This is a genomic window from Streptomyces sp. NPDC020780 (assembly GCF_044334475.1).
In the GTDB taxonomy this organism is placed as follows: Bacteria; Actinomycetota; Actinomycetes; order Streptomycetales; family Streptomycetaceae; genus Streptomyces.
Genome location: NZ_JBIRTB010000002.1, coordinates 300,864 through 317,669 on the forward strand (window position 1 = coordinate 300,864; position 16,806 = coordinate 317,669).

12 protein-coding genes, 1 tRNA gene and 1 pseudogene are annotated in these 16,806 nt (G+C 71.7%); 6 read left to right on the top strand and 8 right to left on the bottom strand.

Annotated features, from left to right (window positions below; all coding sequences use genetic code 11):
* Positions 1-56: 56 nt before the first annotated feature.
* The 7 genes from ACH4VO_RS04695 to ACH4VO_RS04725 all read right to left on the bottom strand — a co-directional run bounded on the left by ACH4VO_RS04695 (position 57) and on the right by ACH4VO_RS04725 (position 9,019).
* On the bottom strand, positions 57-743 hold the full coding sequence (locus tag ACH4VO_RS04695) for a hypothetical protein (RefSeq protein ID WP_360987844.1): 687 nt from the start codon (positions 741-743) through the stop codon (positions 57-59).
* Positions 740-1,162: a thioesterase family protein gene (locus ACH4VO_RS04700; RefSeq protein WP_028439661.1), complete on the bottom strand. Its 423-nt coding sequence runs from the start codon at positions 1,160-1,162 to the stop codon at positions 740-742. Before ACH4VO_RS04700 ends, ACH4VO_RS04695 begins: the two co-directional genes overlap by 4 nt.
* Positions 1,163-1,164: 2 nt before the next feature.
* Positions 1,165-2,829 carry an energy-dependent translational throttle protein EttA gene (gene ettA / locus ACH4VO_RS04705; RefSeq protein ID WP_360987841.1) on the bottom strand — a complete coding sequence of 555 codons (1,665 nt, stop codon included), beginning with the start codon at positions 2,827-2,829 and terminating at the stop codon, positions 1,165-1,167.
* Positions 2,830-3,019: 190 nt separating this feature from the next.
* Positions 3,020-4,519: a Cys-Gln thioester bond-forming surface protein gene (locus tag ACH4VO_RS04710; RefSeq protein WP_360987839.1), complete on the bottom strand. Its 1,500-nt coding sequence runs from the start codon at positions 4,517-4,519 to the stop codon at positions 3,020-3,022.
* A 187-nt stretch (positions 4,520-4,706) separates the two neighbouring features.
* Positions 4,707-5,132 carry a single-stranded DNA-binding protein gene (locus ACH4VO_RS04715; RefSeq protein ID WP_360987837.1) on the bottom strand — a complete coding sequence of 142 codons (426 nt, stop codon included), beginning with the start codon at positions 5,130-5,132 and terminating at the stop codon, positions 4,707-4,709.
* Between the two features lie 111 nt (positions 5,133-5,243).
* The gene (locus ACH4VO_RS04720; protein WP_360987835.1) at positions 5,244-7,379 is read right to left on the bottom strand and encodes a GTPase; all 2,136 of its coding nucleotides are present in this window, start codon (positions 7,377-7,379) and stop codon (positions 5,244-5,246) included.
* The gene (locus ACH4VO_RS04725) at positions 7,376-9,019 is read right to left on the bottom strand and encodes an ATP-binding protein (protein ID WP_360987833.1); all 1,644 of its coding nucleotides are present in this window, start codon (positions 9,017-9,019) and stop codon (positions 7,376-7,378) included. The genes ACH4VO_RS04720 and ACH4VO_RS04725 overlap by 4 nt, the downstream gene beginning before the upstream one ends.
* Before the next feature lie 317 nt (positions 9,020-9,336).
* On the opposite strand from ACH4VO_RS04725, the gene ACH4VO_RS04730 reads away from it, so the two are divergent.
* From ACH4VO_RS04730 to ACH4VO_RS04755, 6 genes and pseudogenes are all read left to right on the top strand, one after another.
* Positions 9,337-9,409 (top strand) — tRNA-Arg (locus ACH4VO_RS04730).
* Between the two features lie 373 nt (positions 9,410-9,782).
* Positions 9,783-9,935: a phospholipase D-like domain-containing protein gene (locus ACH4VO_RS04735; protein ID WP_360987831.1), complete on the top strand. Its 153-nt coding sequence runs from the start codon at positions 9,783-9,785 to the stop codon at positions 9,933-9,935.
* Between the two features lie 108 nt (positions 9,936-10,043).
* Entirely contained in the window at positions 10,044-11,186 is a 1,143-nt protein-coding gene (locus ACH4VO_RS04740; RefSeq protein WP_360987829.1) for a Fic family protein, read from the top strand.
* Positions 11,187-11,217: 31 nt separating this feature from the next.
* Positions 11,218-11,430, top strand: a complete 213-nt coding sequence (locus tag ACH4VO_RS04745; RefSeq protein ID WP_360987827.1) for a prevent-host-death protein — start codon at positions 11,218-11,220, stop codon at positions 11,428-11,430.
* A 31-nt stretch (positions 11,431-11,461) separates the two neighbouring features.
* A pseudogene (locus ACH4VO_RS04750) lies at positions 11,462-11,692 on the top strand (PIN domain-containing protein); the annotation flags it as partial.
* Between the two features lie 168 nt (positions 11,693-11,860).
* Entirely contained in the window at positions 11,861-13,141 is a 1,281-nt protein-coding gene (locus tag ACH4VO_RS04755; protein ID WP_360987917.1) for a phosphoribosyltransferase family protein, read from the top strand.
* Between the two features lie 154 nt (positions 13,142-13,295).
* Here ACH4VO_RS04755 and ACH4VO_RS04760 read toward each other — a convergent pair whose 3' ends face one another.
* Positions 13,296-16,415, bottom strand: coding sequence for a glycosyl hydrolase (locus ACH4VO_RS04760; RefSeq protein ID WP_360987825.1), 3,120 nt, complete (start codon positions 16,413-16,415; stop codon positions 13,296-13,298).
* Positions 16,416-16,806: the final 391 nt, after the last annotated feature.

The window sequence follows — 16,806 nt, forward strand, 5'->3', positions numbered from 1 at the left end:
GCAGGCAGTCCGGCACGCAGGCAGTCCGGCGGTCCGGCGCTCAGGCGCTCAGGCGCTCAGGCCGTCCCGACCGTCACGGCGAGGGTGCCGAGGCCGCCGCCCGCGCCCCGCAGGGCGATCGAACCGTAGGGCGTACGCAGTCGCAGCCACGCGCCGGCGGTCAGCAGCGCGACCGGGAAGTCGGGTGCCTGCCGCAGGAAACCGAGCGACTGTGCGGCATGGACGGCGCGCAGCGGGAGTGGGGTGCCGCCGACCGTACGGGACCAGATGTCACGGCCGATGAGGTCGCGCTCCGTACGCGTACGCCGCTGCTCGGGCAGGGCCGCGTCGCGGGCCCGGAACTCGGCCACCGCGTCGGCAAGCGCGGTGCGCAGGGCGTGCGGACCGGGCAGGCCCGGGTGCTCCCGCCAACCGCCGCGCGGCGGCAGGACCCCGGTCCAGGGCGGACCGGTGACGGGTGCGGGCAGGGCCTCGAGCCCGGCCTCCCCGTTCGTGTCCAGGGCTTCGAGGAGTTCGCCGGCCGAGACGGTGGCGTCGAACTCGTGGACACCGGCCAGCCGGGCCGTGCGGATCGCCAGCACCTCGAAGGACGGGGGCCGGCCGAAGACCGCCAGCGCCCCGCCGCCCGCCTGGAGGCGGACGGCGGCGGCCCGGTCGTAGTGGAGCAGCCGGCCGAGGAAGGCGGCGAGGTCCGCCGCCTCCCTCGCGTCGGCGAACCGCAAGGACCGTACGGGCACCGTCATACGGCAGCGGGCTCCTGGTCGAGGTACTCCTGGAGGAAGAGCTTCTCCTCGGCGGTGATCCGCCGGGGGCGCTCCGCCGCCAGGTCGTAGGGGACGACGATCGTCGACGCCCGTACGTAGACCTGTTCCGGGTCCTTGATCTCGTAGGCGATCGTCAGCGACGCGGCACCGATCTTCGTGACCCAGGACTCGACGGTCACCGGCGCGTGCCGGTGGACCAGCGGGCGTACGTAGTCGATCTCGTGCCGCGCGACGACGGACCCGCCGGCGAAGGACGGCGAACCGTCCCCCGGCGCCAGCCGGAACATGAAGTCGATGCGCGCCTCCTCCAGGTAGCGGAGGAAGACCACGTTGTTCACGTGGCCGAAGGCGTCCATGTCCGACCAGCGCAGCGGGCAGCTGTAGAGGTGACGAGCCACGGTCAGCCTCGCGTGAGCTTCTTGTACGTGGCACGGTGCGGGCGGGCCGCGTCCGCACCGAGGCGCTCGACCTTGTTCTTCTCGTACGACTCGAAGTTGCCCTCGAACCAGTACCAGGAGGAGTCGCCCTCGTACGCCAGGATGTGCGTGGCGACGCGGTCCAGGAACCAGCGGTCGTGGGAGATGACCACTGCGGCTCCCGGGAACTCCAGCAGCGCGTTCTCGAGCGAGGACAGCGTCTCGACGTCGAGGTCGTTGGTGGGCTCGTCGAGGAGCAGCAGGTTGCCGCCCTCCTTGAGCGTCAGCGCCAGGTTGAGGCGGTTGCGCTCACCACCGGACAGGACACCGGCCGGCTTCTGCTGGTCCGGGCCCTTGAAGCCGAACGCGGAGACGTAGGCCCGCGAGGGCATCTCGACCTGGCCCACGTTGATGTAGTCCAGCTCGTCCGACACGACGGCCCAGAGGGTCTTCTTCGGGTCGATGTTGGCGCGGGACTGGTCGACGTAGGAGATCTTGACCGTGTCGCCGACCTTGATGGAGCCGGAGTCGGGGGTCTCCAGGCCCTGGATCATCTTGAACAGCGTGGTCTTGCCCGCGCCGTTCGGGCCGATGACGCCGACGATGCCGTTGCGCGGCAGCGTGAACGACAGGCCGTCGATGAGGACCTTGTCGCCGAAGGCCTTGGAGAGGTTCTCGACCTCGACGACGATGGAACCGAGCCGCGGGCCCGGCGGAATCTGGATCTCCTCGAAGTCCAGCTTCCGCATCTTGTCCGCCTCGGCCGCCATCTCCTCGTAACGGGCGAGACGTGCCTTGGACTTGGTCTGCCGGCCCTTGGCATTGGAGCGGACCCACTCCAGCTCTTCCTTGAGCCGCTTGGCGCGCTTCTCGTCCTTGCGGCCCTCGACCTTGAGGCGGGTGGCCTTCTTGTCGAGGTAGGTGGAGTAGTTGCCCTCGTAGGGAAGGGCGCGGCCGCGGTCGAGCTCGAGGATCCACTCGGCGACGTTGTTCAGGAAGTACCGGTCGTGCGTGACGGCGACGACGGCGCCCGAGTACTTCGAGAGGTGCTGCTCCAGCCAGTTCACCGACTCGGCGTCGAGGTGGTTGGTGGGCTCGTCGAGGAGGAGCAGGTCCGGAGCCTCGATGAGCAGCTTGCAGAGCGCCACCCGGCGCTTCTCGCCACCGGAGAGGTTCACGACGGGCCAGTCGCCGGGCGGGCAGCCCAGGGCGTCCATGGCCTGCTCCAGCTGGGCGTCGAGGTCCCACGCGTTGGCGTGGTCCAGGTCCTCCTGGAGCTTGCCCATCTCGTCCATGAGGGCGTCGGAGTAGTCGGTCGCCATGAGCTCGGCGACCTCGTTGAAGCGCTTGAGCTTGCCCATGATCTCGGCGGCGCCGTCCTGGACGTTCTCCAGGACGGTCTTGTTCTCGTCGAGCTCCGGCTCCTGCATGAGGATGCCGACGCTGAAGCCGGGGGACAGGAACGCGTCGCCGTTGGACGGCTGCTCCAGGCCCGCCATGATCTTCAGCACCGTGGACTTACCGGCACCGTTGGGGCCCACCACACCGATCTTCGCACCGGGCAGGAAGTTCAGGGTGACGTCGTCGAGGATCACCTTGTCGCCATGCGCCTTGCGCGTCTTGCGCATGGTGTAGATGTACTCAGCCAAGAGAAACCGTCCGGCAGCAATAGAGGTGTGGGTAGATACACCCATCTTGCCTGACACCCGCACCCGGACGGAAACCCGTCCGGCCTCCGGCTACCCGCCGGCCCGCCGCGGGAAAGCGTCGGGCCCGGTACGGATGTCCGTACCGGGCCCTTCACCGGGGCGGTCTCACGACGCGCCCGTGGTCATGCGCTCAGGCGTTGGCCTGCGGCTTCTTCCGGCGGAGGAAGAAGACCGCGCCGCCGCCGAGGACGACGAGGGCGATCGCGACACCGGCGATCACGGGGGTGGCGCTGGAGCCGCCCGTCGCGGCGAGGTCACCCTCGGCGCCGGTCGTGCCCGTGGTTCCGGTGGTGCCGGCGCCGGACGGTGCCGGCGTGGGCTGGTCGGAGCCGGTCTGCGTCTCGGTGTCGCCACCCGGCGCGGGGGTTCCTGCGGTCTTGCAGTCCAGGACGCCCTTGAAGTTCTTCTCGTAGCCGCCGGGGCCGGTGATCGTGAAGTCGTACGCCTGGTCCTCGCCGACCGGGATGGTCACCGTGCGGGTCCCGCCGGCCTCGATCGTGTTCTTCTTGCCGGCCAGCTCGAAGGTGAACGGCTCGTCACCCGTGTTGCTCGCGGTGATGTCCACGCCGCCCTTGGCGCAGTTCTTCTCCGCGGTGAGCGCGGGGACGGCGCCCGTCTTGGCCCAGGTGGCGGTGGCCGTGGCGGTGACGGCGGACTCGCTGGAGCCGGCCAGGATCATCGTCTGGCTCTTGATCAGCCCGGTGAAGACCCGGCCCACCGGGACCGAGGTCGTCGCCTCCACGCTCAGCGAGGCGTTGCCGTCCGCGGTACCCGCGGGGACGTCGAAGTAGAGCGCTGCCCCGTCGGTCGCCTCGGTGACGGGCTTGCCGTCCTTGTCGGTGACCTTGACGCCGCTGGCGGCGGTGTCGACGGGCGGGACGACGGAGACCTGGTCCGCGTCCGTGTGGACGGTGATCGGGCCGAGCCGCTCGCCGGCCTTGCCGGAGACGGCGGCGGGCTCCAGGGCGACGGAGGCCTTGGGCTCCTCGACGCTCTGGGCCTGCTCCTCCAGCCAGTCGGCGAGCTTCTCGGCGTTCTCGTCCTTGGCCGTGACGTCGGCGTTGTCCGAGTAGCGCCAGATGGCGACCTGGGTGCCCGCGGCGGCGGTCTTCTCGGTGAGCGGGCCGGTTCCGGCCTCCTTGGCGAGCGCCGCGAAGTCGTCGACCTGCGGGTAGGAGTGCTGCAGGATCCAGCGGATCTTGCCGGCGTTCTCGTTCTTACCGAGCGAGGACTGGTCCCAGGGGGTCTCCTGGTACTTGGCGCTGTTCTTGGTCGGGGTGTGGAAGTCGATGCAGTACGTCTTGATCGTGCCGCCGCCGTCGACCTGCATCTCGAACAGGCCGGCGGGCAGCTGTTGCTTCTCGCCGTTGCCGGTGTTGAGCAGCGCGTAGTCGTAGGCGTCCTTCTTCAGCCCGCCCAGGACGGCGGTCGCGCCGCCCTGGTGCTGGCCGGGCTCCTCCGCCGACGCCGTCGTCGCGCCGACGAGGCTGCCGGCTGCCAGAAGGCCGGACGCCATCACTGCGGCTGCCGCGCGGGCAAGGCCGTGGCGGTGACCTCCGCTCCGGCTCCGTATCGCATGCGCCGTCGTCGACGAGGACGACGGGGCGGATGTTGAAGACGCTGAAAACACAGAATTCCCCTCCGGGCGAGACCTTCACGCGTGGTGTGCGTGTGGGAGGTGCCTCGCCAGCAAACTCAAGTGCCGCATGAGTACGGGGGAATCGTATGGAGCAGGCGGAGGAGAGTCCCCCGTCATACCGTCAGATAACCATTCCGACTCGCAATCGTTACAGCCGACTTCGGCGCGCCCCACTTGTTCAGGTCACCGAGGCCATTGTCTTGGCCTGTTTCTGCCGATGCACCGGTTCCGTGAGTGCCGGCTCAGCCTTGGCCACCCGTCTGAACGCGGCGGTGCCCCTACTCAGATCGTGTCCCACCGCCGTGGCCTCGACGTCCACGAACGTCTTCCAGACCCCGTCCCGTTCCTCCTCGCGCACCTTCAGACGGCCGTGGACGAGGAGGGGTTCTCCCACGGAGACCGAACCCGCCAGGTTGGACGCGAGCGTCCGCCAGGCCCAGACCGTGTAGAAACTCGTGCGCCCGTCCGCCCAGAGCTGCTTCTCGCGGTCCCAGCGCCTGGGCGTCACCGCCATGCGGAAGCGTGCCGTCGGGCCCGTCGCCGTGTCCCGGAAATCCACCGGGGTGGCGGCGTTGCCCACCAGCGTCACCCATGTCTCGTTCATTACCCGTCCCCCGCTGTCCGGCGTGCCCGCTCCAGCGGGCCCGGTCCGCACCGGGCCCGCTCCGATGTCCTCATGCTGGACGGGATTGCGGAATTCTGCTGAGCCTGTGGATTACCGACCGGTTGTGGACAACTCCGTCACCGCCACGTACCGCTCCCGCACTTCCCGGTACCGGGCGAGCTCCGCGGCGACCGGGTCGAGGACCCTGGCCCGGCCGCAGCCCGCCGCCGCCTCGCGCAGCCGCCGCTCCGCCTCCTGCCCGTACCGGCGCGCGGGTCCACGGGCGGCGGCCACGCAGGACCACTCCACGAGCGGCCCGCCGAGGACGCCGGCCAGCATGAGCAGGGCCGGGGTGACCAGGCCGGGTTCGAGCACACCGACGATCTGGCCGAGCAGCCACAGGCCGCCGAAGAGCTGAAGCAGGGTCATGGAGGCCTGCGCCAGCACCGCCGCGGGCCACCAGGCGGGGCGCGGCGGCTTGCCGCCGCGGCCGCCCACCGGCCCCGCGGCGGTCGTACCCGCACGGCCGTCGGCCCCGGCCGCCTCCGCGGAGGCACCGCGCGCCGCGGCCCTGGCGGGGCCGGCGGCCCGGCCCGCAGCCGCCGTCCTGCCTCCGCCCGCCGTTCGCGCGGTGCTGCCCCGACCCGCCGTTCCCGACGCCGTGTCCGTGTCCCTTGTACCCGCCCTCCCCGCCGCTCCGCGCCCCGCGGCCCCGGTACGTCCCGTCCCCGAGTCCGCGGAAGACTCCGCACTCCCGGAGCCGTTCGCGACCGCCGAGCCCGCCGGGCCGGCCTCCCGGCTCCCCGTACGGCCCCGGTTCCCCCCGCCGGACTGCGCCCCGGCGTTCCGGGACAGCGCGTCCAGCGCCTCCGGCAGCCCCCGCGCACCGTTCACCGCCGCCTCGCGTACGGCCTGGGCCCACGGGGCGGGCAGCCCCTCGGCCGCGTCGTCCGCCAGCATCCGTACGGCCTGCTCCACCCGCTGCCGGGCGGTGAGCTCCTCCTCCGCGGGCGGCGCGAGTACCTGCGCCATCAGGTCCAGGCCGCCGAGCTGCCGGGTGGACCGGTACCAGCGCCACAGCCGCAGCCACGGGGGCCCGCAGGCCCGCCCGGCGTTCCTGCGCCACTCACGCTCGGCCGCCTGCCCCGCCGCCGCCGCTCCGACGGCCTCCGCCAGCCGGTCGGTGAACTCCTCACGGGACCGCTCACCGAGTCCGGGGCGCCCCTCGGCGACGTACACGGGCCGCAGCCGCGCGGCCGCCGCGTCCACGTCGGCGGAGAGCCGGAGCGCCGCCGCCGAGCGGTCCTGCACCAGCCTGCCGAGCAGTTCGCGCAGGTCGGCGAGGCCCTCACCGGTCAGTGCGGACAGGGACATGACCGTGGCGCCCGGCTCTCCGTGCTCCCCCACCGCCATGCCGTCCTCGTCGAGCAGCCTGCGCAGATCGTCCAGGACGAGATCGGCCGCTTCGCCGGGAAGCCGGTCGATCTGGTTGAGGACGACGAAGGTGACCTCCGCGTGCCCGGCCAGCGGACGCAAATAGCGTTCGTGCAGGGTCGCGTCGGCGTACTTCTCCGGGTCGACGACCCAGATCACCGCGTCGACCAAGGCCAGCACCCGGTCCACCTGGTCCCGGTGACCGGTGGCGGCGGAGTCGTGGTCCGGGAGGTCGACGAGGACGAGCCCCTGCAACGCCTCGTCGGCCTGGGCGCTGCCCGGTACCGGCCTGCGCCGCAGGCGGCCCGGGATGGCCAGCCGGTCCAGCAGTCCGGCGGCACCGTCCGTCCAGCTGCAGGCGATCGGCGCGGACGTCGTCGGCCGGCGCAGCCCGGTCTCGGAGATCTGGGCGCCCGCGAGCGCGTTGAAGAGCGTGGACTTCCCGCTGCCGGTGGCCCCCGCGACAGCGACGACCGTATGCCGGGAGGAAAGCCGGCGGCGGGCCGACGCCTCGTCGAGCACCCGCCCCGCCTCGGCGAGCGTGTCCCCCTCGATCCTGGCGCGGGAGAGCCCGACCAGTTCGCGCAGCGCGTCGACCCTCGGCCCCAGGGCGCCGCCCGGTAGCCCGTACGCCTCGACCTGAGGCGGTACGTCGTCACCAGGCGGACCCTGCTCCCGGTCGTCCCCCGGTGCGGCCTCGGCGGCGCGCCGCGCGATGAGCCCGTCGTCCCAGCGCCACTCCTCGGCGGCCTCGGCCTTTCCACGCTCCGGTCCCGGCCCCTGGCCGCGGTCCTGGTCCGTGAGGGCAGTCATCGCTGCCACCTCGCCTTCTGCAGTAGGGACAGCGCGGCAATGAGTTCGGCCTGTGGCTCGGGGGCGATCTCGAGCGCGTCGAGCGGGGCGAGGCGCCGGTCGCGTTCGCCGTGCAGGACCTGGTCCAGATAACTGGTCAGCAACGCCCCGCCCTTGTCGCGCAGCCTCAACGCCCCTTGGGCGCCGATCCGTTCGGCGAGCTGCTCGCCGGCGCCACGGGCCCGGCGACCGCCGAGCAGGGCGGCGGCCAGCAGCGCGGCGACCGTCTCGGCGTCGGGCGCGGCGTTGCGCTCCAGCAGCCGCACCTCCTCCTCGGCCAGTTCCTCCAGGACGCGCCGCCAACGCCGTACGGCCATGGCGATCCGGCCCTGGACGTCCTCGGCCGGTCCCCATCCCCCGGCCTCCCGGCCCGCGCCCTCGAACCGGAAGTCACCCGCCGCGGGGTCCCGCTGCCAGGCGGTGCGGATCTGTTCGTCGGCGGCGGCGACGGCGCACTGGAGCAGTGCGGCGAGGCTCTCCACGAGGGCGTCCAGCACCTCACCGGCCGTGCTGTAGAGCGGGTATCCGCGCCACCGGGTGCGGGCGCCACCGGCGAGTACGGCGCCGTTCCGCAGCCGTAGGCGGACGCGGGACGACTCCTTCGTGTAGGCCTCCTCGACCACGCCGGTCAGCCGCACGGCCGCCGCGTACTGGGCGGCCACGGCCCCCGCGAGCTCGGGGAGCCGCACGTCGAGGGAGCCGATGACCCCGGACGCGGTTCGCCCCACGGCCTGCTGACGGGCCGCCGGGTCCTGCGCCCGGTGGGTGAGCCAGGCGCGCAGCGGGGCGACGGCCGTGGTGGGGAGCAGCCCGCTGCCGCCGCCTGCGGACTCGGGCAGCTCGGGGATGGTGAACCGGGGCACGTCGCCGAGACCGGCCCGGGTGAGCAGGGCCGCGTACTGCCGCGACACCTCGGCGATCACCTGGTGCGGCACCCGGTCCAGGACGGTGACGAGGCAGGCATCGTACTCCTTGGCGGTACGGAGCATGTGCCACGGGACCGCGTCGGCGTACCGGGACGCGGTGGTGACCATGACCCACACGTCGGCCGCGCAGATGAGTTCGGCGGCCAGGACCCGGTTGCTCACGACGAGCGAGTCGATGTCGGGGGCGTCCAGGAGGGCGAGACCCCGGGGCAGCGTCGCGGCGGTCTCCACGCGTAGCACGGTGCCGTCCTGGTTCCCGTCCGTGCCCAGGTGGTCGAGACCGTCCGGGTCCGGGATCCGCCCCGGCGGCAGCCAGATCCGGGTCAGCTGGGGCAGGACCCGGACGCCGGCGAACCAGTGGTGGTCGTCGGGGTGGCAGACGAGTACGGGCGTCCGCGTCGTCGGGCGTAGCACACCGGCCTCACTGACCCGGCAGCCCACGAGCGAGTTGACGAGCGTCGACTTGCCGGCGCCGGTGGATCCGCCGATCACGGCGAGCAGCGGCGCTTCGGGGTCCTTGAGGCGGGGAACGAGGTAGTCGTCCAGCTGGGCGAGGAGTTCGGTCCTGGTCTGCCGGGCCCGGGCGGCCCCCGGCAGCGGAAGGGGAAGACGCACGGCGGCGACACGGTCGCGCAGGGCGGAAAGTGCGTCGATGAGCTGGGGCCGTACATCCATGGTTACCACATGCGAAGAATGCCCAATTTTGAAGGCTTTTTGAAGCGTATAGGCTTCTCTGCGCGGCGGATCCACCCGGGGGACAGAGGGGACGAGCGGGGCACAGGCATAACGAGTGCACAACACCCGGGGCGCGCGGAGCCAAAAGGGGTGCGCGAATCGTACCTACCTGCGATTATCGGTTCGCTTCACTGAACCTCCACATCGTGCCACGCAGGTGAAGCAAGCGGGACGAGGCGATCCGAGCCCTATCCTTGTCCCGGCAAGGTCCCGGATGGCTTGATCCAGCGCCCTCCGGACCGCAGAGGCGGATACCGGCCCCCGTAGCTCAGTGGATAGAGCAGGCGCCTTCTAAGCGCTTGGCCGCAGGTTCGAGTCCTGCCGGGGGCACTCGTTTATACAGGTCAGAGGCGGTTTCAAGCCCTCCGTAAGATCACTTGCGGGGGGCTTTTTCATTGCCCCGGAGGGATTTTGCCCTGATTCGCCCCCTCGCTTCAGGCGCCCCGTCCCTTATACGTCCCCCGGTTCGGGGTTATCCCACGGTTCACCGTCATCCGCGAGAGAGCAACCTCCTGGTCAGCGGCATTCTGACGGCCCATCGGGAGGATGCAGAGCAGGCGCCGAAGCGGCACCTGCTCCATGCGTGCGCCAGTCGCTTGCCCCAGGCCAGGATCGTCCGCCCGGACGGAGCCCCCTGCCCAACAGACGAGCTGGGCAATGGGCGCCCCACACGCGTCGGGGCGCCGGTGGGCGCCACGGCAGCATGCACGCCAAGCTCATCGGGGCCGACCGAAGTATCGCGCTGCTCGGCAGTGCAAACCTCACGGACCATGCCTATGTGGACAACCCAGAGATAGGCGCAGTCATCCACACCCCACCGCTGTCGCCAGTCTCGTGGACCATTTCGCATCGTTGACACACCCGGCAGGTGGCCCTCTGGTTCCGCTGTCCTGGGATGCCTGAGTTGTAGCGCATCGAGGCCCGCCCACTTGACCGAATGACACAATCATAGTGTCATTGCCGCATGCTCTACGCGGCCCCGCGCCTGACCACTGACGACCATCGAGCTCTCGACGAGATCGAGGCCATGCGTCGCGCCCTGCGGCACATGCTTCGGGCTACCCCCCGCTGGACCCGCCAGCTGCGCCGCAACCTCACCGCCCGCGCGATCGCCGGATCGAACACCATCGAGGGGTACGCGGCGACGGTCGACGACGTGGAAGCCCTCATGTCGGGCGAGGAACCGCTGGAGACCGGGGAGAAGACGCGTGCCGAGTTGGAGGGCTACCAGCGCGGTATGACCTACATCCAGGCCCTCGCCGACGCCGGAGACGACTTCCGCTACGACGCCGGCCTGCTCAACGGCCTGCACTTCATGCTCCAGGGCCACCACCTCGACAAACGCCCCGGCCGCTGGCGCGACGGGCCCGTCTACGTCACAAGCCCCGACGACCCTCTCGTCCCGGCCTACACCGCACCGGACCAGGCGGACGTCCCCGCTCTGATGGCGGAGTTCATCGACTGGCTCAATGAGGGCGATCTCGACGCACCCGTCCACGTCCGCGCCTCCATGGCCCACCTCAACCTCGTCAAGATCCACCCGTGGAAGGACGGCAACGGGCGCATGTCCCGCGCCCTGTCCACTCTCGTTTTCTCCCGCGAGGCTCTGATGCCGCCCGAGTTCTCCTCCATCGAGGAATGGCTCGGCCGGGGGCAGAACACGTACGCCTATTACCAGATCCTGGAGGACGTGGGCGGCCCCCACTGGAGTCCGAAGCGGGACACCCGGCCCTGGGTCCGGTTCTGCCTGACCGCCCACCACCGCCAGGCCCAGCAGGCCCAGCGCCGCTTCGATGTGATGTCACGGGCCTGGACCCGCTTGGTCGAGGGCGTCGAGGCCGCCGGTTTGGACGAGCGAGTCGTCTACGCCCTGCTGCCCGCCTTCTCAGACGCGAAGGTCCGCCGCACCGTCTACCAGCAGGACGCCGACCTCAGCGACCAGCAGGCCATCCGCGACATCCGGGAGCTCGTGGCCCGCGGCTGGCTCGTCCCCCACGGCAAGGCCCGCGCCCGGTACTACGCCCCGGGCCCGCTCATGGATCCGGTCCGGGACGAGGTCCGCCAGTCCATGGAGCCGTACACGGACCCCTACCGGCATCGGCGCTGACCCGTTCGCCCTCCGTCCCGCCTGCCGGATCATGGACGCCGTCCAGGGAGGACAGGCGTTCACCGTCACCCGCGACGGGCACCGCGTCGGCGAACTGATCCCGCTCCGCCGCCGTCGCCGCTTCGTTCCCCGTGCCGAGTTCGCGGCCATGTCACGTACCGCCCCGGACATCTCGCTGGGCGCCTTCCGCGACGACCAGGGCCCCGCCGTCGAGCAGGAGTTGGACGACCCGTATGCCCGTTGAGCATGAGCAAGGCCTGCTCGACCCCAACATCATGATCCTGCGTAAGTGGATCGACGCCGACGAGCTACCTACCGAGATGGCCATCAGCGCCATCACCCTCGCGGAACTCTCCGCAGGACCCCACCGGGTACGCGGCAGCGGCGAGCAGAGCGACCACGACGAACGCGCCGAGCGGGCCCGCCGTACGGACATGCTGCAGCGCGCCGAGAACGAGTTCGATCCCCTCCCCTTCGACGTGGAGGCGGCCCGCATCTACGGCAGGATCTGCGCCGCCGCCGCGGCCTCCGGCGGAGCCTGCGCCGCGGGGGCGTGCTCGGGGTGTTCCGCCACCTCGCCACGGCCCTGTCGGAGGTGCGACCCTGGGGATGGAGAGATTCCGGATGCCGGGCCGCGGGAATGTGTGCCGCCGCCCGCTGGGAGGCGAATCACTGTGCTGTTCACCGACCGCACGGACGCCGGACGGCAGCTCGCCGAGGCGCTGCGGCACATGAAGCGGCGCGACCCCGTCGTCCTGGGACTGCCGCGCGGCGGTGTCCCGGTGGCGGCCGAGGTCGCACGGGAGCTCGACGCCCCCCTGGATGTGGCCGTGGTCCGCAAACTCGGGGTTCCCTACCATCCCGAACTGGGCTTCGGTGCCATCGGGGAGGGCGGGGTCAGGGTCATCAGCGACGAGATCGTCCGTCACGCCGGCGTACGGGGTAAGGATCTCGTGTCCGTCGAACAGGCCGAGGAGGCGGAGCTCGTACGGCGGGCGCACGCGTACCGGGAAGGTCGTTCGCGTCTCCCGCTCAAGGGCCGCGCGGTGGTCGTGGTGGACGACGGGATCGCCACCGGGGCGACCGCCAGGGCCGCCTGTCGGGTGGTACGGGCACAGGGCGCCGAGTACGTCGTCCTCGCCGTGCCGGTGGCCTCGCCCGACGTCGTCGCCCGGCTGCGGGCGGACGTGGACGAGTTCGTGTGCCTGTCCACGCCGGCGCTGTTCTCCGCCGTCGGGGAGTGGTACAGGGACTTCTCCCAGACCTCCGACGAAGAGGTCGTCTCCCTGCTGGCCCGGGCCCGGAAGAACACCGTCCCTGCCGTGTCCGAGCAGGTGGAGGTCGCCTCGGGCGCGGCCGGCCTCACCGGGGACCTCGTGCTTCCCGAGGGCGCGGGGGCCGTCGTGGTGTTCGCCCACGGCTCGGGCAGCAGCCGCCACAGCCCGCGCAACCGTTCCGTGGCGTCCGCCCTGAACCGGGCGGGCCTGGGTACCCTCCTCCTCGACCTCCTCACGCCCCGGGAGGAGGCCGACCGCGCCAACGTCTTCGACATCGGGCTGCTCGCCGGGCGGCTGGCGGACGCCACCCACTGGCTGCGGGGCCGCGTCTCCCTCCCGGTCGGATCCTTCGGGGCGAGTACGGGGGCGGCGGCCGCGCTGCGGGCCGCCGCCGCGCCCGACTCGGGGGTCGGCGCCGTGGTCTCCCGCGGCGGGCGGCCCGACCTGGCCGGGGCGGACCTGTCCGCAGTACGGGCGCCGACGCTGCTCATCGTGGGCGGCGCCGACACCACGGTGATCGACCTCAACCGGCAGGCCCAGGCGGCGCTGCACTGCGAGAACCGGCTGGAGATCGTGCCGGGCGCCACCCACCTCTTCGAGGAACCGGGCACCCTGGACCAGGTCGCCGACCTGGCGAGGGACTGGTTCACCGCGCATCTGGTGCGGCAGGCCGGCTGAGCCGGAGCCTGGCCCCCGCGGCAACCGGCTGAGCCGGAGCCTGGCACCTGCGGCAGTCGGCTGAGGCCTGAACCCGGAACTCACAGCAGGCGGGAGGCCGGAGGCCGAAGCAGGCGCGGGACGCCCCGGCCGTCCGCCACCCGCCACCCGCCCGTCAGCGGTCGGCCACGGCCCGCCCGTAGGGAACGAGCCGTACGGGCCCGACCAGTCCGTACTTCTGCCGCTGAGCCACCCCGAACACGGGCGCGTTGCTGACCCGCAGCCGGTTGAGGAGGGTCGTGGCGACCTCCACCTCGATGGTGTTGGTGCCCGCGCGCAGGTACGGACCGACGTCGACGGTCGTCGTCAGCTGGTCGGCGGGCGGCAGGTGGCGGCCGTTGACCGTGACCCGGTAGGTGTCGAACACCTCGCCCAGTTCCAGCGTCGCCCCGTGGCCCCCCGTCCAGGGGCGGCCGAGCCGGACCGTGGTGCGGTAGCGGCCGACGCCCGAGGAGTCGGCCAGTTCCGGAATGCCGGACCAGGGGACGAGCCCGTCCAGCTCGATCGTGCGACGGGTCCTGCTGGTGGTGGAGGCGGTCGCGCCCGGGGTCCAGTCCTCGGCCGTCAGCGTCCAGCGGGTGAGGGACAGGGGCTCCGGCACGTCCTCGATGCGGGCGCTGAGCGTTCGCCCGTCGCCGAGCGTCGTGACGTAGGTGCCCGGGCGGGTGTCGCGTATCTCGACCTTGCCGTTACCGGCCCGCCGCACCTCGGCGGCCTCGGTCGAGGTGGCGTACCACTGCGGGGCCGGTCCGGTGACCCAGCGGCCGGGGCGTGCGGTGGCGATGATCGTGGTCGCCCCGGGTTCGAGGGTGATGCGGAGCCTCAGACGCCCGTCCGGGAGGCGGGTGTAGGCGGCCAGCGGCTCGATCGTGCCGCTCCACGCGTCGAGGCGGTACGGGACGACGTCGGCGTGGCGGGTGGTGAGGGTGACGTCGTGGCTGATGCGCGTGCCGGTCGAGTTCTTCTTGCTGACGGCGTCGTTGGCGAAGAAGTAGTAGTCGGCGTCGGTGTCGGCCCGGTGGTTGTGGAGCAGCATCGAGGACTCGGCGTACTCGACGTCGCGGGTGAGGCCGAGTGCCGCGATGCCCTGGGGGACGTCGGGGCGGTCGGGGACGTTGCTGACGGTCGGCTGGGCGAGCAGTTCCCGGATCAGGGCACGGAGCCGGTCGTTGTCGCCCGTGCGGGGCATCCCCGGGACGTGGCCGTCGCTCCAGTCGCCGATGACGATGACGGGAAGTCCCTTGCGGGCGTAGCCGATGAGCTTCTCGGCGACGTCGGTCTGGAGGGTGTGCTCCCGTCCGATCATGATGTCGCCGTCGACGAGCAGCGCTTTGTACGCCGGTCCTTCGGGCGCGAGTCTGCCGTTCTTCACCACGGCGTTCGGGAGGCCGAGCAGGCGGGGGCTGAGGAAGAGGTGGGTCCAGCCGGCCGGGACGCCGTCGGCCGTGAACCAGGAGGCACCGAGGCCCGAGCCTGCGTAGCCCTTCTGCCACAGGACCCCGATGTCGACCTTGTTGACGCCGGTCTGGAGCACCTGCTGGGTACGGCTCAAGTAGCCCGCTATGTCGGGGAAGTGGCCCCAGGTCGGCTGGCGCGGCCCCCAGGCCTCGCCGTACCCGGTGCCGCCGTTGTACGGGGAGAAGGCGGCGAAGCCGGGCCAGGCGGCGCCGGGGGCGTCGGCGTACGCGAAGCCGTGGAAGACGGCCTGGTTGACGCCCGCCGCGTACTGGGTGACGAGCTTCTTGAGGGTGGCCTCCCAGGTGGTGGCGTAGGCGCCGCCGGCGGTGCCGCCCGCCTCGTTGGAGAGGATGAGCTTGCCGCCCATGTCGCGGCCGCCCGCGAGGGTGCGGAAGTCGTCGAGGTTCTTGAAGCCGAGCGACTCGCCTTCGGAGATGTCCAGGACGGCTGCCTTGTACATGGCGTCGGTCTGGAGCCCGTACGGCTGGATGCGCAGCTGGAGTCCGAGGCTGTGGGCCCAGTCCTGGACCGGCCGCAGGTGGTTCTCGACGTACAGCTCGGTGACGACTTCCATGAAGTCGCGCCGGATCGCCTTGTTGGTGGCGGCGTCGAAGGAGAAGACGTACTTCTCCTTGGTCTGCAGGAGCGCGGGCAGGTACGGCGCGAGGGCGTAGCCCATGCGCCGTTCGAACTCTGCCGCGATGCCCGGGGTCCAGAGCGTGGCGTGGGTCTCCATCTCGATGGAGTCCTCGAAGAGGGCGCCGCCGTTCTCCCGGAGCAGGGTGCGCATGCGGGAGGTGAGGATGTGCTTCTCCCAGTAGTCGATGACCGCGCGGGTGCCCGCCGCGCTGAAGTGGTCGACGACGTAGCTGAGCGGGGTGGTGTGCGCCGGGCCTTCGGGGCGCTGGCCCGAGCCGCGTTCCCAGCAGGCGATGAGGAGCCAGGTCCCGTCGGCGGGAGCCGTCCACTCCAGGGATCCGTCCGCCGACGCACGGGGGGTGAGGTCGGTGACGGTGGCGAGGTCGAGCTGCACGGGGGCGGCCGTGGGGGAGGTACCGGCGGCGACCCGAGCGGCCTGGACGAGGAGGAGCGTACGGGCGGTGACGCCGGAGCCGGGAGCGGTGACGGGCTCGGGCAGCGGGCCGGCGAAGGCGGTGCCGGCGGGAAGGACAGCGACACCGTGGGCGAGTTCCTTGACGGCCCCGGGGCTGTCGGGCGTGATGCCGGGGACGGCGGCGGGCCAGGCGGGGCCCAGGGTGAGGTCCACGACGAGGTCGCGCTTGCGGGCCCTCGTCAGGGCCGTCTCGACGGCATCGGTCCAGGCCCGGGTGCCCCAGCCGTAGCGGACCGGGTCGATCGGCCGGGAGAGGCTGTGGGTGACGGCCGCGATCTCGACGCCGCCGAAGCCGGCCGCGGCGATCTGGTCGATCTCCCGCTCGATCTCGTCGGCGTCGACCAGGGCGTCCGGCCACCACCAGCGGAACTTGGGCCGTACGGGAGCGGCGGGTGAGGCGAAGCGTCGGGCGAACTCCCCCTGGGCGGGCGGGTTCGCGGCCGGGGATCCTGGCTCGGCCGCCGCGGCGGCGGAGGCGGAGAACGGCAGCGCGGCCATCGCGCCCGCCGCGGCGGCCATACCGAGGACGGCACGTCGCCGGAGGCTGGTCCCCGCGTCCACGCCGTCCTCGGCTCCGGACGCCGCGCCGTTCGCCCCGGCCGCCCGGGCCACGGCCGGGGCGTTGTTCGCGGTCACGTCGTCGGGACGCGGTCTGTTCTGCATCTCGCCACCCTGCTGGTTCGCCGTACTGACTGCCTGCGCTGACCGTCGGCACGTTTTAACGATTCAATAGTCTTGGCCTGGAAGATATGCGGGCCGCCGCCCGGGCCACAAGAGGCGTGCGCGGATTTCTGCCCCCCGCCGCCGAGGTGGCGATCCGTCATCCGGGATCCCTGCAGCCAGATGGGGGCATAGCAGCACAGGGAAGTACGTGGAGTACTCCGGGTCCGGCCTCTTGACGCTCGCGACGGCAGCACCTAGCTTGCCACCGGCGCTGTAAAAACGTTTCAACTCGTCTCTGGGGGCGCCTCGTTGATGGCCGCCGCTCGGAAACGGGCGCCACGCATCGCACACACGTGGCCGCAGGGCCGGGTCCGCCCGGTCCTACGGCTCC

Bases quoted from the DNA above. Each gene is read 5' to 3' on its own strand.
- ACH4VO_RS04695 (WP_360987844.1), bottom strand. From the start codon at position 743: ATGACGGTGCCCGTACGGTCCTTGCGGTTCGCCGACGCGAGGGAGGCG.
- ACH4VO_RS04715 (WP_360987837.1), bottom strand. From the start codon at position 5,132: ATGAACGAGACATGGGTGACGCTGGTGGGCAACGCCGCCACCCCGGTG.
- ACH4VO_RS04720 (WP_360987835.1), bottom strand. From the start codon at position 7,379: ATGACTGCCCTCACGGACCAGGACCGCGGCCAGGGGCCGGGACCGGAG.
- ACH4VO_RS04725 (WP_360987833.1), bottom strand. From the start codon at position 9,019: ATGGATGTACGGCCCCAGCTCATCGACGCACTTTCCGCCCTGCGCGAC.
- ACH4VO_RS04735 (WP_360987831.1), top strand. From the start codon at position 9,783: ATGCACGCCAAGCTCATCGGGGCCGACCGAAGTATCGCGCTGCTCGGC.
- ACH4VO_RS04740 (WP_360987829.1), top strand. From the start codon at position 10,044: ATGCTCTACGCGGCCCCGCGCCTGACCACTGACGACCATCGAGCTCTC.
- ACH4VO_RS04745 (WP_360987827.1), top strand. From the start codon at position 11,218: ATGGACGCCGTCCAGGGAGGACAGGCGTTCACCGTCACCCGCGACGGG.
- ACH4VO_RS04760 (WP_360987825.1), bottom strand. From the start codon at position 16,415: ATGCAGAACAGACCGCGTCCCGACGACGTGACCGCGAACAACGCCCCG.